This window comes from Acinetobacter pengchengensis, from assembly GCF_982235305.1.
On the sequence record NZ_CEVATJ010000001.1, the window covers coordinates 1570849 to 1595728 of the forward strand.

Annotated in this window: 18 protein-coding genes and 1 pseudogene; 10 read left to right on the top strand and 9 right to left on the bottom strand. The window is 39.4% G+C overall.

What is annotated here, in order from left to right; translation table 11 throughout:
• Positions 1-6 precede the first annotated feature (6 nt).
• Both AC0T5Z_RS07745 and AC0T5Z_RS07750 read right to left on the bottom strand, forming a co-directional pair.
• On the bottom strand, positions 7-861 hold the full coding sequence (locus AC0T5Z_RS07745; RefSeq protein ID WP_435336800.1) for a MaoC family dehydratase: 855 nt from the start codon (positions 859-861) through the stop codon (positions 7-9).
• Positions 862-998: 137 nt separating this feature from the next.
• Entirely contained in the window at positions 999-2390 is a 1392-nt protein-coding gene (locus tag AC0T5Z_RS07750; RefSeq protein ID WP_435336799.1) for a 3-oxoacyl-ACP reductase, read from the bottom strand.
• A 239-nt stretch (positions 2391-2629) separates the two neighbouring features.
• Between AC0T5Z_RS07750 and AC0T5Z_RS07755 the strand changes: the two genes are divergently transcribed.
• Positions 2630-4141 carry an acetyl-CoA C-acetyltransferase gene (locus AC0T5Z_RS07755; RefSeq protein ID WP_435336798.1) on the top strand — a complete coding sequence of 504 codons (1512 nt, stop codon included), beginning with the start codon at positions 2630-2632 and terminating at the stop codon, positions 4139-4141.
• A gap of 107 nt (positions 4142-4248) precedes the next feature.
• On the opposite strand, the gene aceI is transcribed toward AC0T5Z_RS07755, so the two are convergent.
• Entirely contained in the window at positions 4249-4680 is a 432-nt protein-coding gene (gene aceI, locus AC0T5Z_RS07760) for a chlorhexidine efflux PACE transporter AceI (RefSeq protein WP_435336797.1), read from the bottom strand.
• Positions 4681-4787: 107 nt separating this feature from the next.
• On the opposite strand from aceI, the gene aceR reads away from it, so the two are divergent.
• The 4 genes from aceR to AC0T5Z_RS07780 all read left to right on the top strand — a co-directional run bounded on the left by aceR (position 4788) and on the right by AC0T5Z_RS07780 (position 8765).
• Positions 4788-5678, top strand: a complete 891-nt coding sequence (aceR, locus tag AC0T5Z_RS07765) for an HTH-type transcriptional regulator AceR (protein ID WP_291337857.1) — start codon at positions 4788-4790, stop codon at positions 5676-5678.
• 89 nt (positions 5679-5767) lie between these two features.
• Positions 5768-6754, top strand: a complete 987-nt coding sequence (tal, locus tag AC0T5Z_RS07770) for a transaldolase (protein ID WP_291337859.1) — start codon at positions 5768-5770, stop codon at positions 6752-6754.
• Positions 6755-6850: 96 nt separating this feature from the next.
• On the top strand, positions 6851-7507 hold the full coding sequence (gene leuE, locus AC0T5Z_RS07775) for a leucine efflux protein LeuE (RefSeq protein ID WP_291337861.1): 657 nt from the start codon (positions 6851-6853) through the stop codon (positions 7505-7507).
• Positions 7508-7589: 82 nt separating this feature from the next.
• On the top strand, positions 7590-8765 hold the full coding sequence (locus AC0T5Z_RS07780) for a benzoate/H(+) symporter BenE family transporter (protein ID WP_435336796.1): 1176 nt from the start codon (positions 7590-7592) through the stop codon (positions 8763-8765).
• A 64-nt stretch (positions 8766-8829) separates the two neighbouring features.
• On the opposite strand, the gene AC0T5Z_RS07785 is transcribed toward AC0T5Z_RS07780, so the two are convergent.
• A complete protein-coding gene (locus AC0T5Z_RS07785; RefSeq protein ID WP_435336842.1) occupies positions 8830-9783 on the bottom strand; it encodes an alpha/beta hydrolase in 954 nt (317 codons plus the stop codon).
• Between the two features lie 309 nt (positions 9784-10092).
• Here AC0T5Z_RS07785 and AC0T5Z_RS07790 point away from each other — a divergent pair, with 309 nt between their 5' ends.
• Positions 10093-10542, top strand: coding sequence for a universal stress protein (locus AC0T5Z_RS07790; RefSeq protein ID WP_435336795.1), 450 nt, complete (start codon positions 10093-10095; stop codon positions 10540-10542).
• A 50-nt stretch (positions 10543-10592) separates the two neighbouring features.
• Entirely contained in the window at positions 10593-11039 is a 447-nt protein-coding gene (locus AC0T5Z_RS07795) for a universal stress protein (protein ID WP_004973247.1), read from the top strand.
• A gap of 149 nt (positions 11040-11188) precedes the next feature.
• Here AC0T5Z_RS07795 and AC0T5Z_RS07800 read toward each other — a convergent pair whose 3' ends face one another.
• Positions 11189-11419 (bottom strand): hypothetical protein, encoded by a 231-nt coding sequence (locus AC0T5Z_RS07800; RefSeq protein WP_291337868.1) that lies wholly within the window; start codon positions 11417-11419, stop codon positions 11189-11191.
• 491 nt (positions 11420-11910) lie between these two features.
• Positions 11911-13263: a glutathione-disulfide reductase gene (gene gorA, locus AC0T5Z_RS07805; protein WP_435336794.1), complete on the bottom strand. Its 1353-nt coding sequence runs from the start codon at positions 13261-13263 to the stop codon at positions 11911-11913.
• A gap of 480 nt (positions 13264-13743) precedes the next feature.
• Here gorA and AC0T5Z_RS07810 point away from each other — a divergent pair, with 480 nt between their 5' ends.
• Together AC0T5Z_RS07810 and AC0T5Z_RS07815 are read left to right on the top strand one after the other, a co-directional pair.
• Positions 13744-15711, top strand: a complete 1968-nt coding sequence (locus AC0T5Z_RS07810; protein WP_435336793.1) for a BCCT family transporter — start codon at positions 13744-13746, stop codon at positions 15709-15711.
• Positions 15712-16079: 368 nt separating this feature from the next.
• Positions 16080-16501: pseudogene (locus tag AC0T5Z_RS07815) on the top strand (transposase); the annotation flags it as partial.
• Positions 16502-16605: 104 nt separating this feature from the next.
• Here AC0T5Z_RS07815 and pepN read toward each other — a convergent pair.
• Complete coding sequence (gene pepN, locus AC0T5Z_RS07820) at positions 16606-19215, bottom strand: aminopeptidase N (RefSeq protein ID WP_291337873.1); 2610 nt, start codon at positions 19213-19215, stop codon at positions 16606-16608.
• Positions 19216-19586: 371 nt separating this feature from the next.
• Between pepN and AC0T5Z_RS07825 the strand changes: the two genes are divergently transcribed.
• Complete coding sequence (locus AC0T5Z_RS07825) at positions 19587-20744, top strand: hypothetical protein (RefSeq protein ID WP_291337875.1); 1158 nt, start codon at positions 19587-19589, stop codon at positions 20742-20744.
• Between the two features lie 120 nt (positions 20745-20864).
• Here AC0T5Z_RS07825 and AC0T5Z_RS07830 read toward each other — a convergent pair whose 3' ends face one another.
• A complete protein-coding gene (locus tag AC0T5Z_RS07830) occupies positions 20865-21596 on the bottom strand; it encodes a hypothetical protein (RefSeq protein WP_291337876.1) in 732 nt (243 codons plus the stop codon).
• A gap of 383 nt (positions 21597-21979) precedes the next feature.
• Entirely contained in the window at positions 21980-24619 is a 2640-nt protein-coding gene (locus tag AC0T5Z_RS07835; RefSeq protein WP_435337230.1) for a bifunctional aconitate hydratase 2/2-methylisocitrate dehydratase, read from the bottom strand.
• Positions 24620-24880: the final 261 nt, after the last annotated feature.

Sequence of the window (24880 nt, forward strand, 5' to 3'; positions counted from 1 at the left end):
ACTAAATTAAAGTGCTATGACAACACCTGCCACATGCGGTTTTTGGTTTTTACTGTTTCGGATTAAAAAGTCTGTATTTTTAGCGTCCGTTGCAGTTAAAAACTCAACTTTAGAAGGCAAATACATAGGTAACTTAAACCAAACATCCGCTTCATAAGCCTCTGGCAAAGTCAAACTAGATAAAGCTTTGGCTTTACTCCACATGCCGTGCGCAATCGCTTGTTTAAAGCCAAATGCTTTTGCTGTAATTGCGTGAATATGAATTAAGTTAAAATCACCAGAGGTTAAAGCATAACGGCGACCTGTATTTTCAGAAATATACCATTCAGCCTGAACAGCATAGTTTGGCGCTTTGCTTTCTACAGGTTTTGCAGTTGCTTTAGTAGTGGTTTTTTGACGTGCTAAATATGTGGTTAAACCTTCTATCACCACCTCATTACCTACTTTAACAGTAGTAATAAAATCAAACTGTACGCCTTTTTCATGTGGTTGTAATTCACCAAATTTACACGACAAGGTCAGTTGTTCATTCAATCCAACTTTACGGCTTTGTTTAACTTGGTTGCGAATATGCACCAAGCCCAAAATTGCAAATGGAAATGCTTCTTGGGTCATCATGTGCATTTGCAGGCTTTGTGACAATACAGCCAAATAAATGGCGGGAATATAGCCGTTATTTTTAAAACCTGTCACTGCGTTATAAGCTTTTAAGTGCTTTTGGTCGACCTTGAATGAATCCACCACATATTCAACTTGCGGCAGAACTTTTTCACCTTTTGGCTTTTTAAAAATTAAGCCCTGAATCACTTTTGGATAGGCTAAATAGGGTTTTGGAAGTTGACTAAAATGGCGAGTATTCATACTGAACCTTTGAGAATTTTTTCTAATTTATTGAAGGGAGTCGTCTCTCCCTCTGGGAGAGAGCTAGAGAGAGGGTTAATAATATACCCCTTAACCCCCTCTCCTAAATTCCCTCTCATAAAGAGAGGGCTTTAGTGTTAAGCCCCTAACAAGCTTTGACCACAAACACGCACCACATTACCGTTAATACCTGTCGATGCCGATGAAGCGAAGTAAGCAATGGTTTCCGCAACATCTACAGGTAAACCGCCTTGACTCATAGAGTTCATACGACGGCCAGCTTCACGAATAGCAAAAGGAATTGCCGCTGTCATTTGCGTTTCAATAAAGCCTGGTGCAACCGCATTAATGGTGATCCCGTTGTTTAAAACAGGCGCGGTGAATTTCACGACACCAATCACGCCAGCTTTAGATGTTGCATAGTTGGTTTGCCCCAAGTTGCCTGCAATACCTGAAATTGAAGATACGCAAACAATACGACCGTTGGCATTTAAACCATCATTTGCCAATAAGTAATCGTTGACACGCTCAATTGCAGACAAGTTGATGTTAATGACTAAATCCCAAAGCTCTGGTTTCATATTTGCCAAAGTTTTGTCACGGGTAATCCCTGCGTTATGCACAATAATGTCTAAACCGCCTTGAGCAGCGGCAGCTGTTTTAATTTGCTCGCCTGCATCTGCAGCTGTAATGTCAATTGCTAACGTTGAACCACCAATTTCAGCGGCAACACGGTCTAAATCTGCTTGTTGTTGCGGAACGTCTAGGCAAATCACGTGCGCACCATCACGTGCCAATACATGAGCAATCGCTTCACCAATACCGCGGCTTGCACCTGTCACCACTGCAGTTTTTCCTGCCAATGGTTTTGCCCAATCTACATCTACAGTTGCAGCATTCGACACACGAATCACCTGACCTGACACATAAGCAGAACGTGGTGAAATGGCAAAACGTAAAGTAGATTCTAAGTTTGCTGCAGCACCTTGATCGACATAAATTAAGTTAGCCGCAATGCCCTTTTTAAATTCTTTGCCTACCGATTTTACAAAACCTTCCAAAGCACGTTGTGCAATGGCTTTTTTCACACTGCCCGCAGTTTCTGGTGTAGTGCCAACCACGACCACGCGACCAGAAGCCTGAATTTGGCGTGCGATTGGGTTAAAGAAATCATAAAGCGCTTTTAATTGTTCTGAGTTTTCAATGCCTGAAGCATCAAACACCACCACTTTAAATTTAGATTGTTTATCTCCCGAATTGAATGCACCTAAATTTAAACCTACTTTTGCCGCTGCTTGTTGCAATTCTGCATTGTTGCCTGCATAACTGTTGGCATGTACATTGGCTAAAACCTGTGCGATTGCAGCAGATAAATCACTTGCAGGCGCTGCACCTAAAAGTACTGCACCTTTTACCACAGGCGTTGCAGACTCAAAACGATCTAAAAAAGTTGGGGAAGGTAAACCCAAATTTTTAATGACAAATTTACCAATAGGAGATTTTGCAAATGTTTGGTATTGATCAGTCATGATTATTATCTCTCATAAATTCATTTTTTGATGGATTACACGATATCTTTTAACATCAATATGATGCCAAATGCCCACATTTCAATAGCGTTACCCGTTTGTGCTAAATCATACTTGAGTTAATTATCAGATGTCTTGACCTGAATGCATTCTGCAATGTCATTGTAGTCAATTCAGCTGTCATACTATTGTGCTAATGTACGTATCAAGTAGACCTTTAACATGCTTGGAAAAGCCTTATGAGCAAAACAACTCAAGAAAATCCAGCAGTGGAAAATTCTGCAACGGATTCTGTGTCAAATACATCAACTGCTAAACGTACAAGCAAAAGTAGCAACACTGCAACCCGTTCCAACACGAGTACGACAAAAACGACACGTACCCGCACGACCAGCCGTGCTAAAACAACTGCTTCAACGCAAACAAAAGCACCGTCTAATACCAATACCTCTGTTCAACAGGATAAAATTATGAGCCAAAACACTGTTCGCCGCGTAGCTATTATCGGTGGTAACCGTATTCCATTCGCACGTTCTAATGGCGCTTACTTTACTGCATCTAATACAGATATGTTTACAGCAGCATTAAATGGTCTTGTTGAACGCTTCAACTTACAAGGTCAGCGTTTGGGTGAAGTAGTGGCAGGTGCAGTGCTCAAACACAGCCGTGACTTTAACATGACCCGTGAGTGCGTACTTAATACTGCGCTTGCGCCTGAAACACCTGCTTACGATTTACAACAAGCATGTGGTACTGGCTTACAAGCTGCTTTTTTAGTTGCCAATAAAATCGCACTGGGTCAAATTGAAGTAGGTGTTGCTGGTGGTGTAGATACAACTTCTGACGCGCCAATCGCATTTGGTGATGGTTTGCGTAAAGCATTGCTTGAATTGAACATTGCAAAAACAGGTAAAGACCGCTTAAAAGCATTAACCAAAATCAATATTAAAGATTTAATGGATGCGCCACGTAATGGTGAGCCACGCACAGGTTTATCAATGGGCGACCACCAAGCTATTACTACGCTGGAATGGGGTATCTCTCGTGAAGCGCAGGATGAGTTAGCAGCTTCATCGCACCAAAAAATGGCGGCTGCCTATGACGAAGGTTTCTTTGATGATCTCATCACACCATTCTTAGGTTTAGAACGCGACAATAACTTACGTGCAGATTCAACTGTAGAAAAACTAGCGAAGTTAAAACCTGCTTTTGGTAAGGGCGATGCGCGCACTATGACGGCGGGTAACTCTACCCCACTGACCGATGGTGCATCTTGTGTATTACTTGCCTCTGAAGAATGGGCAAAAGCCAATGGTCACGAAGTTTTGGCATATTTGACTTTCCAAGAAACTGCAGCAGTTGATTTTGTAGGTAAAAAAGAAGGTTTGTTGATGGCACCTGCTTACGCTGTTCCACGTATGCTTGAACGTGCAGGTTTAACCTTACAAGACTTCGATTATTACGAAATTCACGAAGCGTTTGCATCTCAAGTATTGTCGACCTTAAAAGCATGGGAAGATCCGAACTTCTGTAAAGAGCGTTTAGGTTTAGATGCACCTTTAGGATCAATTGATCGTAGCAAATTAAACGTTAAAGGTTCATCTTTAGCGGCAGGTCACCCATTTGCAGCAACAGGCGGACGTATTGTTGCCACTGCGGCAAAACTTCTGAATCAAAAAGGTTCAGGTCGCGTATTGGTATCAATCTGTGCGGCAGGCGGTCAAGGTGTAACAGCCATTATTGAAAAATAATTCTACCTAACTATTTTAGATAGAAATAAAAGCCACTTAATTTATTTAAGTGGCTTTTTTATACCTCTTACTTTATAGCAATAAACATTTAATTCATTTCTATCGTTTTATTTACCTGAATGTTGTGGGGCATAGCCCAGTTTTGCTTCAACATGGTCATAACAATATTGAAAAATAAAGGTATAGAGCAAAATGCTGAGCGTCATCAGCAAATCAATCAAAATTGCCTGCATTATTGATTTTTCTAAGGCATATGCCACCATTGGAATAGTAGCGAGCATTAAGCCACCTTCAAAACCAATTGCATGTAAAATACGTATTTTAAAAGTTCTGTGTAATTGGTGCTTTGCTTCAAACTTTTCAAAATAATGATTAAACAACATATTCCACAGCACCGATGTCACTGCCATTGCAATTCCTAGACCACCTGTCACTTGCATTGGCATTTCAAACATATAACTTAATACCAAAGCAATGATGACCAATAAAATCACTTCATAACTCAGAGCATGTACCCATCTTCTTTTGGAAATCAACATCTGCTTACTCAAATACTTATTCTTAACCGCTTATTCTATTTTCATTTAATTGACTGTTCGAGTTAGAATCTATCAATAATATTGAAATATAAAAGCAAATCTCTGTTATGAATATCAATCAAGATCAGCTGATTATTTTTATCACTGTGATGGAAACGGGTTCTTTTTCTGCAGCTGCACGTCAATTGGGTAAAGTACCTTCGGCAATTAGTATGTCAATTGCCAATTTAGAAATTGATGTAGACCTGAAACTGTTTGCACGGGTTGGGCGTGAACCTCTGCCTACCCCACAAGCGCAGAGTTTGTACGAAAAAAGTAAACAACTACTCGTAGAAATGAATCAATGGAAACAACATGCTTTTGCGCTCAGTTCTGGCCTAGAATCACACTTAAATATAGTGGTGGTATCTGAATTACTTCACACTCGCTGGACAGATTATATTGTGCTGCTAGAGCAGCAATTTCCTGAATTGCAGATTAATATTTTCTCTGCGCCACAAGAAGATGCTTTGCATTTAATCATGACTCAAGCAGCAGACTTAGCCTTTATGTTTGAACGCGAGCAATTACAAAGCAGTGAACAATTTGTGGAATTAAAACGTGAAGTTTTAGTGCCTGTCGCTGCCCGACATTCACCGCTGGCTGAATCTGATCAAGTCAGTTTTGAACAGATTTTACAGAATCGGCAAATTGTAGTGGCGAGCCGTGATCGGCAGATTAAACCTGAGTTATTATTTTCCAAGCACTATTGGCGTACCGATAATCATCATTCTGCCTGCAGTATGATTAAGCAAGGTTTAGGCTGGGGTGTCTTGCCCTTAGAAATGCTGAATGAGCATCCTGAGTTACAACACGAATTAAAAATTTTACAGTTACTAGATTTCACTCCTAAATTTGAATATTTTGTCGACTTGGTCTGGAGCCGAGAACATCAATTGGGCGCCGCTGCTCATTTTTTGATTAATCACGTGCGAAATCTGAGAAAAACTAATAAATAATCTGCAAACCCGCTTACTTGGTACTTGGGTTAAAAGCTGTTTGTGATATAACTGAATGTATAAGCAATAACCTAAGAACTAGATCTCGAATGTCACAGACAGCCTTAAATCAATTAAAAAACTTAACCACCATTGTTGCAGACAGTAGTGACTTGGCTGCGATTGAAAAGTTTCGTCCTTTGGATGCGACCACCAACCCATCACTCATTACCGCGGCTGCAAATCAACCTGAAAATAAAGCCTTGATTGAAGCTGCATTTGAGCAAGCTAAAGCTGAAGGTTATACAAATGATCTATTGGTTGAGCGCAGCATTGATATTTTAACGGTCAAATTTGGTGTAGAAATTTTAAAGCTCATCAAAGGACGCGTTTCAACTGAAGTCGATGCTTCTTTGTCTTATGACACTGATGCAACTATTGCCAAAGCCAAAGAACTTTTAGCGCTGTACCAAGCTTATGGTGTTCATTCAGACCGCATTTTGATTAAGATTGCATCGACATGGGAGGGCATTCAAGCGGCTAAAGTGTTGGAAGCTGAAGGCATTCACACCAATTTAACCTTGTTGTTTGGTTTGCATCAGGCACATGCTTGTGCAGATGCCAAAGTGACGTTGATTTCGCCATTTGTGGGTCGTATTTTAGATTGGTTCAAAAAAGCTGAAAATGTCATGTACTACCCAATTGAGAAAGATCCGGGTGTACTTTCGGTGAAGAAGATTTATCAATTCTATAAACAGTACCAAGTACAGACTGAAATTATGGGCGCAAGTTTCCGCAGTATTGATCAGGTTTTGGCTTTAGCTGGTTGTGATTTGCTGACCGTTGCACCAAATTTATTGGCAGAACTTGAAGCTGATGAACGAGAAGTTACTGCAGCGTTATCAACCAATGGCATTCTAGTTCAGGCTGAACCATTGGCAGTAATTGAAAAGGAACAATTCAAAGCGCAACTAGAAGCAGATTTGATGGCGTTCCAATTGTTGCAAGGTGGTATCGACGGCTTTATTAAAGCACGTGAGCAACTTGCTATCCTATTACGCCAGTCTTTCGGCTTAGATGCGCAGATAAAAGTCTAAACATTTGCCTAGCTTTGTAAAAGTCCAAAATTTTTACTAAGCCACAAAACCGATGTTGTTATACTGCTACATCGGTTTTTATTGGGGTGAGTTTGCGTGTTTGGTATTAGTGACCTCGGCACATTTATTATTGGTACAACCTTAATTGTGCTCTTGCCTGGTCCAAACTCACTCTATGTCATGTCAGTGGCTTCACGCTTTGGAATACGCACAGGTTATGCAGCTGCTTTCGGTGTATTTACGGGTGATCTAATTTTAATTGTATGCACCATTTTAGGGGCGGCCTCATTGCTGCATGCTTTTCCTTGGTTATTCACCTTATTAAAAGTGGTTGGTGCGCTCTACTTAGGCTATTTAGGTATTAAACTACTGATTGCAGCCTATAAAACATGGTTTCCACAAGCTAGAACTTCACACGGTAATACAATAGCAACAAGCAATACAACTGAACGAGTTCATCCATACCAAACCGCTTTAATGATTAGCGTTATTAACCCAAAAGCGATTTTGTTTTATTTGTCTTTTTTTCTTCAATTCGTCAATCCTGATTATGCCTACCCGATACTGAGCTTTGCTATTTTAGCAATAGTCCTACAAATCATTAGCATGGGTTATTTGTCTATCTTGATTTTTTCAGGAGTCAAATTAGCCAGTTATTTCAATCGGCGCTATAAAATTGCAGCCATTTGCGTTGCAAGTATTGGTATTTTGTTCTGCGTTTTTAGCTTTAGACTGGCAAGCTCAACGCTATAAAGAAGTATAAAAAACACTTTTGACTAATTGATCAAATGTGTATGATCTGCTCATCAATTATAGAAAGTATGTCTAAGTAAGCATGCAAAAAATTTTAAATGACTTCTCTGTACCTGCAGTATTTGCAGGCTTTATTACCTTCTTGGTCGGTATTAGTGTTTCTGCAGTTTTAGTGATTCAAGCTGCACAAATTTTAGGTGCAAGTGCTGAGCAAATCAGCTCTTGGTTTTGGGCATTAGGTTTCGGTATTGGTCTAAGCGGGCTGATTTTATCTTGGAAATTTAAATATCCTGTGGCGACCTCATGGTCTACCGCTGGCTTGGCACTGATTATCGCCACGGGCAGCGGTTATAGCTTACACGAAGCAATTGGCGCTTTTTTATTTTGTGGCGTACTCACAGCAGTGCTAGGCTTTTTAGGTATTTTTGAAAAGGTACTGACTTATATTCCACAAAGTTTAACCAGCGCCATGCTGGCAGGTGTGCTGCTTAAATTTGGAATTGCCCTATTTACCAGCCTGCAAGAAGAATGGGCGTTTATTTTGTCCTTATTGGCAGCCTATGTCTTGGCAAAACGATTTAGCCCACGTTATAGCATTGTTTTAACTGTATTGATTGGGGTCGCGCTATGCCCAATCTTCTTGCAATTTCAAATGCCGAGTGTGCAATGGAGTATTGCGCAACCAGTTTGGATGCAACCTGAATTAAGTTGGTCTGCCATTTTGGGTTTAGCACTGCCTTTGTTTGTGATTAATATGGCATCGCAATATTTGCCTGGTCTTGCCATGATCAAAAGCTATGGCTTTAACCCGAATGTACGTCACTTAATTGGTTGGACAGGCACAGCACAAGCGATTTTCGCGCCATTTGGATGTTTTAGTGTCAATATTGCATCCATCAGTGCTGCTATTAGTTTAGATGATCAATCACATCCCAATGCAAGTAAACGCTATATTGCGGGAATTAGCTGCGGTTTGTTTTATATCTTGATGGGGATATTTGCAGCAACGCTGACCAGTTTACTGATGTCATTCCCTGCTGTTTTTATTACAGCTTTGGCTGGAATCGCGCTACTTGGTACGATTGGACACAACCTCTCCCTCGCCTTTCAGCACGTTGCAGAACGTGAAGCCGCTTTATTGAGCTTTTTATTTAGTGCTTCTGGGGTGCAATTTTTTGATATTGGCTCTGCGTTTTGGGGACTGATTTTTGGTTGTGTGGTTTTGGCTGTTTTAAAGTTTAAACAAAGTAAAAGCTAAAAAACTGAGCGATTAAAAACAATTTTCCCGAAGCATAGAATTGATTTATTCTACGCGCGATGCATTACTGGGCCGCTGTGTTTCTGATAAATTCCACTGTTTTAGCAAAAGTTTGCTGGCTTTCTTTTTGGTGCATAAAAAATTGATATTCATGAATTAACCATGCTTTAGTATCTGGATAAAATGCTGTCGTCACAGGAATCTTCTGTTGCTGCAAAGCATGCAGCATCGGCAAAGATTGAGTTCCTGTTAAAAAGTCTTTATTACCACCACTAATAAATACCGCAGGATAATTTGCTGTTAAATGGTGAATAGGTGAAATATTTTTCAGGAATTCACTGTCCTGTTTCCGATCTCCCGTATAAGCCTGCACCAAATTATAAACACCCCACTCTACGATATTCATTTCATCTGGCGCAGTTTCAACAAACGCTTTTAAATCATATATCCCGCAGTGTAAAATTAGCCCTTTGAGTTGTTTGTTCTGAATAGTCAGCTGTAAATTAGACTGCTGTGCAAATGCTGGATTACTCAATAATGCAGCATAATGGCTGGCTAAATTCGCACCTGCAGAATCACCTGCTAAATATAATTGTTGTGGATTAAGCTGATACTTTTTTGCATGTTGCGTGATGTAATTTAAAGCCTGATCAATTTGTTGCAACTGAGTAGGATAAGTTGCATGCGGGGCGAATTGATATTGCACTGCAATCACATTAAAACCCTGCTCAGCCAATAATTTAAAATAACCACGTGCATGGGCTTTTGAACCTGCAATCCAGCCACCACCATGAATCCAAACAATGGTCGGGCGAGCGGCTAAATCTTGCAATTGACTGTCTTGATACAAATCAAAACTCAAATTAGGCTGCGTGGCATACACGATATCATGCTGCACTTGTATGTTTTTGGGTGCATAGCGATCCATAATTTTTTGCTGCAAACCTGTGGTGAGATTAAATGCACTAGCAATGATTCGACTGTTCTGCTGCGTGGTTTGGCAAGCACTTAACAACATAAAACACAGCAACATCCAAAATAATTTCAAACCACATTTCCCTCAAGATTCATACGCCTAATTCAACCCCACGTAATTTAAAATATGAGGTCTGTTTATTTTTGCAAATTTACCAGCTTATTTTATCGTATAGCTTTGCTGTTAAGTTAAGCAATTTTATCATTTTCAGCTTATCTTTTCTCTCAGCAAATTTGGCGGGTAATTAAATGAATTATCAATATTTTTTCAGATTTTTAATTGAACCTATATAGACTATATGCTATCAATAAAAGTGTAAAGCGAATAATCATAATTTCTGGAGTTACTCGTATGTCGTACCAAAATATTTTAGTCCCTGTAGATGGTTCACAAATTTCTTTTTCAGCGGTCAAACATGCAGCTGAAATTGCCAAAGTATTTAACAGCAAACTCACCTTAATTAGCCTTGTTGCGGAAGACCCATTTACCGATTCAGACTTTTACTATAATTATTCATCTGCCATTATGAAAGAATACTTTGTACAAGCCACAGCAAACGCACAAAAGGCATTAAAAGAGGCAGATGAAATTGCGAAAGCGTTGGGTGTAAATGCAGAAACTCGCGTGGTTGAGGGCTTAGTATCTGCGGAAGGTGTAATCAAAACCGCGAAAGATTTAAATGCCGATGTGATTGTGATAGGTTCACATGGTCGTAAAGGTTTCCAAAAATTATTATTGGGTAGCTTTGCCACAGACGTATTACGCCATACAGAATTACCTGTGCTTGTAGTTAAAGCTTAATCACAAATTTACGCCATATTTTCATCATAAATTTTAAATCAGGATTTGCCATGACAACTTATAAACACTTACTTGTTCCAGTAGATGAGTCGCCTATGTCTTATGCTGCAGCAGAACAAGCACTTTCATTGGCAAAAGATCTAAATTGCCCTGTCACCATTATGAGTGTAATTGCAGTTGATCCTTTTGTGGGCGTGGACTTCTACAAAGTTGCCCCTGCAATTACCGATTACTTCATGCAGGCTGAACAAAATGCACAAAATCGTTTGGCTGAAATTCAACAATCTTTTAGCCGTGAAGGTATTTCGGTAGATACCAAAATTATTCGTGGTGTTGCAGCTTCAGAAGGGATTGTACAAATTGCCAATGAAATTGGTGCAGACTTGATTATTATGGGTTCGCATGGCCGTACTGGAGTGAAAAAGATGATGCTCGGTAGCGTTGCCCAAAACGTACTGACTCAGTCTCCTGTTCCTGTTTTGATTGTTAAGGTCTAATTTAATACCAACTGTGCTTTGCCCCATTAAAACACAAATTAAAAAAATCCCGTTCACCAATGAACGGGATTTTTCTAGATAAAAACTTTTAAAACTTTTCTCAATTGCATATTTTACGCAATCCAGTTTAGCTAGGTTGAATATTCATTTCAGACTAAAACTGAATTGACCCGATGCGGTAAACGGTACATCTCATGCGTATCGGTATAAAAACTGCGACCATCTAAATTCAGTTCAATTTCCTGACCACATTCCAATAATACATGCTTTCCGACTTCGACCCATTTAAAACCATCACGGGTATTTTGCTTTTTCTTTGATGCCACCAAAGACACCATAATTTCACGACCATTCACTGCTTTCGCAAGCATTGTTTGCATTTTTTTCAATATTTACACCAATTCATTTATAACTTACAAATCAAGCCCAAATTAAAATTTGAGCATAATATTTTTAATACAACAACATCCACCACACTTCATTTGCAGTACACAGGAAATAAATGCAGCACAGCATGATGATGAATAACTACGAGAGAATAGAAATATTTTTATTGTACAAACTACATTATAACATAGATTTAAAATCTTTGCAGTAACAGCTAACAATTTCTAAAGAAATGCTTAATAAAACTAAAGATTGTTAATCAAACCTTAATTATTTTCGTGAGATAACTTATCCCAAACACAATTGATAGTGTTTAATCGCACAAGCCCACTTCGGTGGGTTTCTTATTAGGCTAACTAAATAACGATAACAAACTTTATCTTTCTGACGTTTATCTTCTGATTTTTTATCTACAAATTTCAAAAATAAAAAAGAGTATGGATTTTTTTAACCCATACTCTTTGTGTGCGACTACGCTACTCCATTAGCGCATAGTCACAAATTCTTCTGCAGCAGTTGGATGAATTGCGACAGTATTGTCAAAATCTTGCTTGGTCGCGCCCATTTTGACCGCGACTGCAAAACCTTGCAAAATTTCATCCATGCCATAGCCAATACCATGCACACCCACGACTTTCTGTTCATCACCAACACAGACTAACTTCATTTTAGAAACTTGACGATGCTGAGTTATAGCTGTGTACATTGAGGTAAAAGAAGATTGATAAACTTTGATCTGATCTTGTCCAAACTGTTCAATGGCTTGCGCTTCGCTTAAACCCACCGTACCGATAGGCGGATGACTAAAGACCACCGTGGCAACATTTTGATAATCTAAATATTCATTAGGTTTGTGGTTGAATAAGCGTTCAGACAACTTACGTCCTGCTGCAACAGCAACTGGAGTCAGCTCAATTTTTCCAATAATATCGCCCACCGCATAAATACCCGCTTGGCTGGTATTTTGAAATTGATCTACAGCGATATATCCTTTTTCATCAGTCTGCACATTCGCAGCAGTCAAGTTCAATGCTTGTGTATTTGGTTTACGTCCCACCGCCCAAATCAAGCAATCAACCTCGTGCTGTGAGCCATCTTCAAGATGTAATAACAAAGACTGATCCGCTTGGCGTATGACTTTCTTTGGAATGGCTTGCGTATGCACTTGGATATGTTCATCACGCATACATTGAAGTAGTGTTTCACCTAAAAATTGATCTAAACTACGCAGCGGCAATTGCTTACGAATAAACAAACCGACTTCTGAACCCAAGGCATTTAAAACACCTGCCAACTCTACGGCAATATAACCAGAGCCAATAATTGCTGTGCGTTTTGGCAATTGTTGCAATTCAAAGAAACCGTTTGAATCAATTCCTAGCTCCGCCCCTTCTATATCTGGACGTGTTGGCTCAGTGCCTGTGGCAATTAAAATGTGGTCTGCAGTGTATTGCTGCTGATTTACTTCAACTGTTTTTTCATCTACAAAACGAGCAAAGCCTGGGATTACATCAACATTGTTTTTAACTAAACCTGATTGGTACGATGCGTGGATGCGCTGAATATAAGCTTGACGATTTTGAATTAGCGTATTCCAATCATGCGATTTTAATTCAGTATTAAAACCGTAATCTGGGGCATATTTTTGAATGGCATCAGCAATTTGGGCCGAATACCACATGACTTTTTTAGGCACACAGCCTACGTTTACACAAGTACCACCTAAATCTGCTGATTCAATTAAAGCGCATTTTTTTCCATATTGTGCCGCACGATTCACTGAAGCAATACCGCCACTACCCGCCCCAATAACTAAATAGTCATAATGTTTAGCCATTTTATGCCTCATATTGTGTCATTAATTTAAATACTGATCTGCATCAATTCATTGCATAAAAACAGTCCTTTTCATTCAAACTAACATACAAGTTTGTTTTTCCCAAGTCAGATGAGGTGAGTAAATGTACAACACGCATAAACCCCTTTTTCATGCAAATTGCGTCTCTTATAAAACTGATTACTCACTTAAATTACATGCATTTAAGGCTATAATATAGCTTTGCTTTTTGTATGATTGGGATAAGTGTGAAACCGCTGTTTTTGTTTTAATTTGTGCTTTTATGACTTCTGATTAATCCCACGAATGATAGATTTTACTCAATGATAAATTCAATGATACAATTCTAAAATAGTTGTTCTTCCGATAAATCAGCATCAAGAACAATCAGCTTCGGATGAATTTCCGACCTTTTGTCACTCTGCATGAAATGTTTCATTTTTTCTTTTAATTTCAACAACTACAAAATACGGGGGAATTATGCCTTCCAAAAAAACATCTTGGTTTGATAACGTCAATCCAAATGTATTTTTTAGTACCGTGATTATTATTGCAGTTTTTTTAGCTCTCGTTATATTTATTCCAGATGCGTTCAACTTACTTACCAAACAATTAAACCAATGGATTACTGCCTCTTTTAGCTGGTTCTATGTAATTGCGGTTGCCATTTTTCTAATTGCGCTCACCTGTATTGCCTTATCTAAAATGGGCCGTATTAAATTAGGCCCAGACCATAGTGAACCCGAATACAAAAATAGCTCATGGTTTGCTATGTTGTTTACTGCAGGTATGGGGATTGGGTTAATGTTTTTTGGTGTGGCTGAGCCTGTCATGCACTATGTCAGTCCTCCCACTGGTACTCCTGAAACAATTCAATCTGCACAGCAATCTATGCGCATCACCTTTTTCCACTGGGGTTTACATGCATGGGCTATTTACGCTTTAGTTGGTTTAAGTCTTGCTTATTTTTCTTTTAGACATCACTTGCCTTTAAAAGTACGCTCAGGTTTATATCCAATTATTGGTAAGCGAATTTATGGCCCAATTGGCGATGGGATTGATACTTTTGCAACCATAGGAACAATCTTTGGTATTGCAACCACTTTAGGCTTTGGTGTTACTCAAATTAGCTCAGGACTCAACTATTTATTTGGTCTAGAAAATAGCATTCAAACCCAAATTATTTTAATTGTTTTAGTCAGTGCACTTGCATCATTTTCAGTTTTTCTTGGACTGGATAAAGGCATTAAACGGCTATCAGAACTGAATATTATTTTGGCGGTAATCCTACTCACATTTGTATTTTTCGCTAGTTCTAGCATCTATGTTTTGCAAACCACCATCCAAAATATTGGCCAATATGTTTCTAATTTATTTGCAATGACCTTCAATCTTTATGCTTATCAACCAACAGGTTGGATTGGCGGTTGGACCATCATGTATTGGGCGTGGTGGATTTCTTGGTCGCCTTTTGTAGGAATGTTTATTGCCCGTGTTTCTCGCGGACGTACCATCCGTGAGTTTATTGTTGGCGTATTGCTTATTCCAACTGGGTTCACATTGGTTTGGATGGGGTTTATGGGAAATGCTGCGCTATTCAGCATTCTATTCGAAAACCAAGACAGTTTGGTGGCTGCGGTAGAAAAAGACTCCTCTGTGGCTTTATTCGAGTTTTTAAAGCACTTGCCACTTTCAGGTATTTCAAGCCTACTTGCTACAATTTTAGTTTTTCTATTCTTTGTGACTTCTGCTGATTCTGGGTCTTTAATCACTGATTATTTAACAGCAAAAACAGAATATTCACCTGCATGGCAACGTCTATTTTGGACTGCAACCATTGCTGTACTTTCTATTATTTTATTGATCGCTGGCGGTTTGGAAGCATTACAATCTGCGGTCATTATGAGTGCCCTACCATTCACGTTTATTATGCTGTTGTTGTGCTTTGGGCTTATTAAAGCTTTATGTTTAGATGTGACCAAAGTTCAAGCATTACAAAGTGCTCGAATTACGCCTCGCGCCATACATAATCCAAGAAGCTGGCAACAGCGTTTAAGTTTAATTATGCATTATCCGCATAGCGAGTCTGAGGTTAAAGCATATATTAAACACAATGTGCGCCAAGCATTTCAAAATTTACAACGGGAATTTCAGCGCCGTCAGCTAGATGTATCTATTGTAGAGGTCGATCATGGCTTATTACTCAAGGTCAATCATCACGATGAAATTAATTTTATTTATCAGGTGGTTGCCAATACCACTCGTGCACCAAGTTTCATGCTGCAGGATCAACATGAAGAAAATCAACAATTCTATATTGCTGAAGTGTTCTTACGTGAAGGTGGTAAAAACTACAATGTGATGGAGTGGACGCAAGAAGACTTACTTCAAGATATTCTGGAACAATATGAACGACATTTATATTTCTTAAACGTAGTGCGCAACTAAACAGTGATTCTTTTTCATTGTTTGAGCATTCAAAATAAGAAAAGCCCGCTCTTGCAGCAATGCTGTTCACTTAAGCATTTGAAGCGTGGCGGAGTTTGTTAGAGGATTCGATGTCAGGTTTGGCATCGGATTTTTTATGGTGTTTCAGCAGGATCTTCTCGACCTCAACGGTCTGTTTAACTTCTCGGATCTGAATACATTTACTCACAACATCCCCCCCTTGAGTGGGTTGAATCTGCACTTCAATTGAGCAGTTCGGCTACTATCCGCAGGCGACGCTTGCCCGCAGATCAGATCCTCTGACTGGTTCTCGGAATGGCGATTTTTCGTGATGAGCCTGTCCATGAAGTGGCAAGAAGACTAAATATTTGGCTAGACTCTATCAAGAACGCTGGGAAATCGAATTAGGTTTTCGGGATATTAAAAGCTCGATGCAGCATAATGCCATCACGCTTCACAGCATGACAGTAGAGCTGGATTATCAAGAGTTGTGGGGGGTCTGTTACTGACCTACAATATTATCCGGCGAGAAGCGGCATTTGCAGCGGTGGCCTTTGGACGTTCAGCTTCGAATATCCGTTTCAAGCCTGTATGCCAGTACATAGCCGTTCAGCTGATTGTGATGGCGAATGCCAACCCATTATCAAGAACTGGCAGGCGGCTATCGGAGCTGAGATCAGAGATAAGTAGCCTGTTTCTGGAAAGGTGTTCGAGGCCTACAACACCCCAAACGGTTAAGATGTCAAAAACCCGTTATCCAGTAGATCGAAATGCTGCTCCTCTTAAGTGAACAGCATTGCGCTCTTGCAGGCTTTTCTTATACAACTTAAATGAATTGTGCTTTTATAGACTGATGCTTTTACATCAATCCAAGCTAAACAAATACAATATCAATTAAACATCCAACATCGAATTTAAGGTCTCAACCACATTCTTGGATTTTACCACTGACTGCAACCCAACCAATGCAGCTCGTACTTGACTACGCTGTGGCTCTGCCAAAGTGTACCAACGTGACAACACTTGTAATAAACGTGCACCGACAATTGGGTTTTTCTCGTCTAAATACTTGGCTAAGTCAATAAAATGCTGAACACCGAAACTCCATGTATTCACAGGGTTGCTATTTAAACCACCACTGACTGAACGAATACGGTTAGGTGTACCCAAATCATAATCAGGATGCGCAGTTAAAGCTTGAATGCTTTCAGCTGTCGCTTTTGGATGTGAAGCTTGCACCATAAACCATTGATCAAGTGCTAAAGCTTCATCTTTAAAACGTGTATAAAAATCTTCCAAAGCAGCTTTGGCTTGCGGTGCATCATTCCATACCAAGACACGCAATGCCCCTAAACGCTCAGACATATTTCGAGTTGTTTGATATTGCTGCTGTGCCAGCTCAAACGCTTCGGCATCGCCCTGACGCGCAATTAATGCCAACATGATATTTTTTAACGCACGAACACCCATCGCCTGAGAGAAATCTTGCTGCATGTCTGGGTCAAGACTTAAAAAGGTTTCTTTACAGAATGCACCAAGTTCCCGCGCTAATGTATCTAACAATGCATTGCGTTGTTGCTGAATTTTTTCAGGTTGATAATTTTGATCTATGCGGCTGCCCAAATAGCTTTCAGAAGGTACATCAAAAATACGCGATGCCAACAAAGGATCTTTTTCAATTAAAGCAGGTACTGTATTTTTCATAGCTTGCAAATAAGTATCTGCCGCATGTTCTTCCAATAAAATACGTTCCAATAGCGTCTGAGTCGCCTGCCACTGGTTAAAGCCATTGGTTTCATGCTGCATCAAAAATGCCAATTCATCATTAGAATAGTTAAATTCTAAATTCACAGGTGCAGAAAAATTACGTAATAAAGAAACAACGGGATGCGCTGTTACACCACTAAATTCAATACTTGCTTGCGCCTGATCAAACAAATACACGCCATCTTTCACTGAATTTTCAACCAAAGCTTCAGACTGCAAGATATATTGCTCGCCTGTTTCAGCATTGAACAATGCCAGTGCAACAGGAATAGGCAATGCTTTTAAGTTTGGATATTTGGCATTACTTTTCAGGCTTTGTTTTAAATTTAAGCGATAAACCTGTGTAGTCGCATCGTATTCGCCCTGCACTTCAAGTTTTGGTGTACCAGGTTGATTGTACCAAGTCAGGAAATTAGATAAATCGACACCTGAACCTGCGCTTAAAGCATTGACCCAATCTTCTACCGTAACTGCTTGTCCATCATGACGACGGAAATATTCATCACTGCCTTTACGGAATTTTTCTTTACCAAGTAAAGTCGACATCATGCGGTTAATTTCCGCACCTTTTTCATAGACTGTTGCGGTATAAAAGTTATTAATTTCTACAAAATGATCTGGACGTGGTGGGTGCGATAACGGACCAGAATCTTCAGGGAATTGATGTGCTTTGAGCACCGCCACATCATCAATACGCTGTACAGCAGCAGACTGTAAATCTTCAGAGAAAGATTGGTCACGGAATACCGTTAAACCTTCTTTTAAACATAACTGGAACCAATCGCGGCAAGTTATACGATTACCTGTCCAGTTATGAAAATATTCATGCGCAATCACGGACTGTACACGCATAATCGCAGCATCGGTGGTGTATTCTTCATCAGCCAATACACATGACGTATTGAAAATATTCAGACCTTTATTTTCCATTGCGCCCATATTGAAGGCACTGGTCGCCACAATCATATAATTATCTAAGTCATACGGCAGACCATAATGTTCTTCATCCCAACGCATAGAATGTTTTAACGCTTGCATGGCAATTTTGCATTTTGGAATGTCTTTTTCTTCTGCATAAATTTCCAGTGCAACATTACGTCCTTCAGATGTCACATAGTGGTCTTTCATGACTGCTAAATCGCCAATCACACAGGCAAATAAATAGCTTGGCTTTTTGGTCGGGTCTTTCCAAATCGCATAATGACGACCTTCACCTGCTTCACCTGTTTCTAACAAATTACCGTTCGCCAACAACACAGGATATTTTTTATCAGCTTCGACACGTGTGGTAAATACAGATAATACGTCAGGGCGGTCAGGATAGAAGGTAATTTTACGGAAACCTTCAGGCTCATTTTGAGTAACAAATAAATCAGAACTTGCCTGATATAAGCCTTCGAGTTGCGTATTACTTTCAGGATGAATGATCACGATGGTTTCTAAAGTGACTTGATCGGGTGCATTTGCAATGCGGAGCTGTTCACTATCTAATTGATAGTCAATTTCCGATAATTCGTTACCATTCAAAATAATGGATTTTACTTCTAAATCACGCCCAAATAATATCAAATCGCCTGCTGTCTGACGTTGCATTTTCAATGTTGCACCCACTTGGGTGTAATCCGCATAGACTTGAATATCTAGCTCTACAGCATCTACCAAGAATGAAGGCTTTTTATAGTCTTTTAAATAGATAGTTTGGTTGGCTTCAACCATAGGATTTGCTGCAATATTCATCTTGTCCTCATTCTTTGTGGCGATGCGCTTGTTTTTGTGAAGCTACGATCATCATACGACAACTTTCAGCATCTGTCTGCGCACAATCTATTTCAGTCTTGTTCAACAACGCTGATTTATATGGGCGCTCAACCCAAGCTTTTCAATCCTATCTGGACTAATCCTGTACAAGTAACATAAAAGCAGACGATATAAATCAATACCTATATTTCTATTGCCTGTAAATTTATTATTTTGAAATGCAATTTCTCTTCAAATACGACCAACACATGCTAATTTTGATAATGATCAAAAGCACAGAAGCTTCCACTTTTCAGTACACAAGCCATGTATAATGCCATATCACCATTTACTTGAGCTTCTATTTCACAATGCTACAAATTCTGCAAAAACAATTAGATGAAAGCACATTATGCCCTTTGTGTCAGGCATCTATGTATTGGGTAGAAGCAGAACAATATGAGCAGGAATTAAATTTTCACCAATGTAGCCATTGTGAACATCGCATCTTTCAAAATAGCCAACAACAAAACTGTCATTGCGCAAGCTGCACCCAACAACGCAAAAAAATCATGGCGGAAACCCGCTTGCAAGAACAACAAAAATTAAAAAAACAGGATGCACCTGAACGTGAATTAAATCAGCTGCGTTTTATAGATAAATTATTTTTATTGAGTATCTTAGATCAGCATGCACAGGAACATATTCCACATGAAGAATTTATAGATTGGGAAAAAATCAAGTATTTGAATATTACCCCCAACTATTTTTTTCAGCACGGTATGATCAAACATTTGCTAAAAGAGCACATATTAATTGCCAAAGATTTTGCCGAAAATGCCCAGCAATATTACATCAATGTCCGTTTAGATGGTTATTCTGAACCGAGTTTATTCAGCATAACACAACAATTACGCTATTGGTTTTATGAAAATCTAAGCATGGGTACACCGTTCAAAACGGCAGATGAAGTCAAAGATGCGCTGTATTTATTGCTATATCAAGAAATTGTGCAGTTTATGCAATTTTATTGTCGGACTTGGGGCATACAAATTGCGGGCAACCATAGTTTTCAGAACTTTTGCTACCAACTTTTAGATGTCTTAGCGGTTGGGCAAATTTATTACTTAGTGCAAACAGCTTTGGAATATTTATACCAACAAAAAGCACTCAAACCACGCAATGAAAACTTTATTAATACCAATTTACTGAAAAAGACTGTGCAGCAATACCGAGAACGGTCAGTGGCTGAAAAATGGGAAACCACTACCCTTCCACGCCCGCCGAATTTGCCTTTCAGCTATATGAGCGAAATTTTATTCTTCCACTTTTTGGGTTATGACGAACGGATTTTCTTTCAACCTGTGTGGCGTTCTTGGCGAAAAATTGAAGCACGACTTAAATTTTATTCACTCAAACGCTGTATGCACTGCGGTTCGGATGAACTAACTGTCGATTATGATGCAGAAAATTATGTGTCCTTATTTTGTCGCAACTGTAAACATCAAGATCATTATTTCACCCAATAATTTTTAATGGAAACGATAATTACTCTGTATCACTCCCCAAACCCATCATCTAATACTACATAGATTTAACATGACAGACACAGAAATATGTAACTCACAATTTTTCGATGTGGGAAGCACCTAATCCACTTTACGGTTCAGTGCCAAATTAAGTGCCGTTTCAGATAAAGTTTTACCGTCTAATTTACAAATACACATAATGCCCCAACCATCAAAATAATCAGGTGCGTGTTGCAAAAAGAAGTTGCAATGTACATCCTGTGGAATTCTTAAGTGCGTCAATTGTTCAAAACTTCTTGCTGGAGAATGAGTTTCATGCACATATACGCCTTCACTGCGCTTTTGAATTTCAGGATAACGTGCTGCCATAAGTTGTAAAACTTCGTGATATTCCTTAGGCATGATTTTCCCGACCCTTGGGTAAAAATTTTTAGAACGCGAAGCAAACAAAGAGTAAATCTTCGGTTGATTAATGCTAATCACAAACCACACTAGAATAAATGGATTTTTTAAGCGTTGATTCAATATGGCTTTGACTGTACTCAGAATCGTTAAATTTTGTTTTTGATATTCAGACAAAAAACTCGCACGTAAATTCACGACATACATAGTCTGTTCATTATAATGAATCAGAATAAGAAGAATAATATTTTGCCCAACTAACTGCTCTCGGTCATGAAATTGAATAACCGTGACTGTGATTGCATCAGGGTCATAAACAAAGGCTTTTAATTCTTCTAAACTCGAATTTGGAAAGACTTTTTGATCGAATTGATAAATTTTTTCAAAAAAGTACGATTGCTGCTGCACTGAAAGCGCTTTAAAATCAAAAACTGTTTCTATTAAATTCATAAAACAACCCAGTTTTATATTTTGGCGTCTGAAATCTTAAAAGCTGCGTACAGATGAGAAGTTAACTAAAAATTTCAAAAAACATACAATTTCTTATTTTATTATAGTAAGTTACTAAAAAAATAAACAATTTTTTAAAAAATTAAAAATAAATGTTTAATTTAATTGATTTTTTACCAAAAATTATATTTATTCTTTAATTATATATCAAAATTTATATATTTTGTGAGGTACATCTCATTATTTTAAGATGAGTGGTAATTTTACAAAAAAAATAAGGGCTGAATTATCAGCCCTTACCTTGCTTATTGCTCAACACTCAAGCAAATCATAAATTTGCTCTTGCGTTAAAGCAAAGCTTATTCAGCTTTGCTTTTTCTGACTTAGGTCAACTGAGCAGCAGCAATTTTCTTAGTGTCTACTTTCGCAGCAGCGTCTGTATAGCTTTCCATCTGGTCAAAGTTCAAGTATTTGTAGATGTCAGCAGACATGCTGTCGATTTGAGAAGCGTACTGTTGGTATTCTTCTGGTGTTGGTAACTTACCAAGTACCGCAGCAACAGATGCAAGCTCAGCAGAAGCTAAGTATACGTTAGCACCTTGACCTAAACGGTTCGGGAAGTTACGTGTAGAAGTAGATACTACAGTTGTGTTCGGTGCTACACGCGCTTGGTTACCCATACATAATGAACAACCTGGCATTTCTGTACGTGCACCCGCTTTACCATAAATGTTGTAGAAGCCTTCTTCCATAAGTTGACGCTCGTCCATACGAGTTGGAGGCGCTAACCATAGACGAGTAGATAAAGAACCACCAGGAACTTTGTCTAATAACTTACCAGCAGCACGGAAGTGACCGATGTTTGTCATACAAGAACCGATGAACACTTCATCAATTTTGTCACCTTGAACGTCAGAAAGAAGTTTTGCATCATCTGGGTCGTTCGGGCAGCAAAGGATTGGCTCTTTAATGTCTGCAAGGTCAATTTCATACACTTTAGTGTATTCAGCGTCTGCATCAGCTTTAAGAAGTGATGGGTTCGCTAACCATTTTTCCATGTTCTCAACACGGCGAGCGATAGTGCGCGCATCGCCATAACCTTCAGAAATCATCCACTTCAGCATGGTGATGTTTGAACGAAGGTATTCAGCAACTTTCTCTTCAGAAAGTGTGATCGCACAACCAGCAGCTGAACGCTCAGCAGAAGCATCAGACAATTCAAATGCTTGCTCAACAGTTAAATCAGTTTCCATTTCTGTTAAGTCGATTTCTAAGATACGACCAGAGAAGATGTTTTTCTTACCTTTCTTCTCTACAGTTAAGTCACCTTCTTTAATTGCGTAGTAAGGAATCGCATGTACTAGGTCACGTAGAGTGATACCAGGTTGCATTTTACCTTTGAACTTCACAAGAACAGACTCTGGCATGTCAAGTGGCATAACACCAGTTGCTGCAGCGAACGCTACAAGACCAGAACCCGCTGGGAAAGAAATACCAATTGGGAAACGAGTATGCGAGTCACCACCAGTACCAACTGTATCTGGAAGAAGCATACGGTTTAACCAAGAGTGGATAATACCGTCACCTGGACGTAAAGAAACACCACCACGGTTCATGATGAAGTCAGGAAGCGTGTGTTGCATTTGAACGTCAACTGGTTTTGGATACGCAGCTGTGTGACAGAAAGATTGCATCACTAAGTCTGCAGAGAAACCTAAGCAAGCTAAATCTTTTAATTCGTCACGCGTCATTGGACCTGTTGTATCTTGAGAACCAACGGTCGTCATCTTAGGTTCACAGTAAGTACCTGGACGAACACCTTGACCTTCTGGAAGACCACAAGCGCGACCTACCATTTTTTGAGCCAATGTGAAGCCTTTACCAGAGTCAGTAGGCTGAACTGGAGTACGGAACAATGTAGATGGTGCAAGACCTAAAGCTTCACGCGCTTTAGTTGTCAAACCACGACCAACGATCAAGTTAATACGACCGCCCGCACGTACTTCGTCTAAAAGCACTGGAGTTTTAAGTTCAGATTCAGCGATTAGCGCGCCGTCTTTGAACGCTGTTACTTTAGCAGAGGCGTGATCGATCTTAAGCGTAATTTCATCGCCCATGTTCATGTTAGAAACATCGATCTCTACTGGTAACGCGCCAGCATCTTCCATTGTGTTGAAGAAGATTGGCGCAATTTTACCGCCTAAGCAGTAACCACCTTCTTTTTTGTTTGGAATGTGTGGAATTTCGTCACCGAAGAACCAAAGTACTGAGTTAGTTGCAGACTTACGACTTGAACCCGTACCTACAACGTCACCTACGTAAGCAACTTGGTTGCCTTTCGCGATCAATTCTTTGATTTGACTTAATGGACCAACTTCACCAGGAACTTCTGGGTTGATGCCATCACGTACGTTTTTCAACATTGCATTTGCGTGCAATGGAATGTCTGGACGGCTCCATGCGTCTTGTGCAGGTGACAAGTCGTCAGTGTTGGTTTCGCCAGTAACTTTGAACACTGTAAGTTTGATTTCTTCAGGAACATCTGGACGCGATGTGAACCACTCAGCATCAGCCCAAGATTGTAAAACTGCTTTCGCGTTTTCGTTACCTGCTTTTGCTTTGTCAGCAACGTCATGGAACGCATCAAATACAAGCAAAGTTTTTTTCAATGCTTCAGCTGCTAAGCCACCCAATTCAGCATTGTCTAAAAGCTCTACTAAAGGTGCTACGTTATAACCACCAAGCATTGTGCCTAGTAAGTAAACAGCACGCTCTTTAGAAACGAGTGGAGAGGTTGCTTCACCTTTTGCTACAGCAGCTAAGAAAGCAGCTTTAACGTATGCCGCTTGGTCAACACCTGCAGGTACACGGTTTTCAAGCAAATCAACCAAGTAAGCTTCTTCGCCTGCTGGTGGATTTTTTAATAATTCAACTAATGCAGCAGTTTGAGCATCATCAAGTGGCTTCGGTGGGACTCCGAGTGCGGCACGTTCTTCAACGTGTTGGCGGTAAGCTTCTAGCACGGTGTTATTCCTCTTTTTTAAAAAATTATTTGTGAATTCCTGCTTTTAAAGCATCACAAACAATATGGACTGCAAAATTTTACTAAACTTCCAGTTAAAAGTTAATGCAACTAGAGTGTTTCTTTGTGATGCCCATTATTTTATAACTAAATGATGCGCATATTGTTTAATTTACAGGCAAAACACGAGTTAATTTTAACTTTGTCTGTATGTACACTAACTTTTCGCCTAAAGTTTAACTCGTAAAAAAGGCAACACCCA

Bases quoted from the DNA above. Each gene is read 5' to 3' on its own strand.
- AC0T5Z_RS07745 (WP_435336800.1), bottom strand. From the start codon at position 861: ATGAATACTCGCCATTTTAGTCAACTTCCAAAACCCTATTTAGCCTAT.
- AC0T5Z_RS07750 (WP_435336799.1), bottom strand. From the start codon at position 2,390: ATGACTGATCAATACCAAACATTTGCAAAATCTCCTATTGGTAAATTT.
- AC0T5Z_RS07755 (WP_435336798.1), top strand. From the start codon at position 2,630: ATGAGCAAAACAACTCAAGAAAATCCAGCAGTGGAAAATTCTGCAACG.
- aceI (WP_435336797.1), bottom strand. From the start codon at position 4,680: ATGTTGATTTCCAAAAGAAGATGGGTACATGCTCTGAGTTATGAAGTG.
- aceR (WP_291337857.1), top strand. From the start codon at position 4,788: ATGAATATCAATCAAGATCAGCTGATTATTTTTATCACTGTGATGGAA.
- tal (WP_291337859.1), top strand. From the start codon at position 5,768: ATGTCACAGACAGCCTTAAATCAATTAAAAAACTTAACCACCATTGTT.
- AC0T5Z_RS07780 (WP_435336796.1), top strand. From the start codon at position 7,590: ATGCAAAAAATTTTAAATGACTTCTCTGTACCTGCAGTATTTGCAGGC.
- AC0T5Z_RS07785 (WP_435336842.1), bottom strand. From the start codon at position 9,783: ATGTTGTTAAGTGCTTGCCAAACCACGCAGCAGAACAGTCGAATCATT.
- AC0T5Z_RS07790 (WP_435336795.1), top strand. From the start codon at position 10,093: ATGTCGTACCAAAATATTTTAGTCCCTGTAGATGGTTCACAAATTTCT.
- AC0T5Z_RS07795 (WP_004973247.1), top strand. From the start codon at position 10,593: ATGACAACTTATAAACACTTACTTGTTCCAGTAGATGAGTCGCCTATG.
- AC0T5Z_RS07800 (WP_291337868.1), bottom strand. From the start codon at position 11,419: ATGCAAACAATGCTTGCGAAAGCAGTGAATGGTCGTGAAATTATGGTG.
- gorA (WP_435336794.1), bottom strand. From the start codon at position 13,263: ATGGCTAAACATTATGACTATTTAGTTATTGGGGCGGGTAGTGGCGGT.
- AC0T5Z_RS07810 (WP_435336793.1), top strand. From the start codon at position 13,744: ATGCCTTCCAAAAAAACATCTTGGTTTGATAACGTCAATCCAAATGTA.
- pepN (WP_291337873.1), bottom strand. From the start codon at position 19,215: ATGAATATTGCAGCAAATCCTATGGTTGAAGCCAACCAAACTATCTAT.
- AC0T5Z_RS07825 (WP_291337875.1), top strand. From the start codon at position 19,587: ATGCTACAAATTCTGCAAAAACAATTAGATGAAAGCACATTATGCCCT.
- AC0T5Z_RS07830 (WP_291337876.1), bottom strand. From the start codon at position 21,596: ATGAATTTAATAGAAACAGTTTTTGATTTTAAAGCGCTTTCAGTGCAG.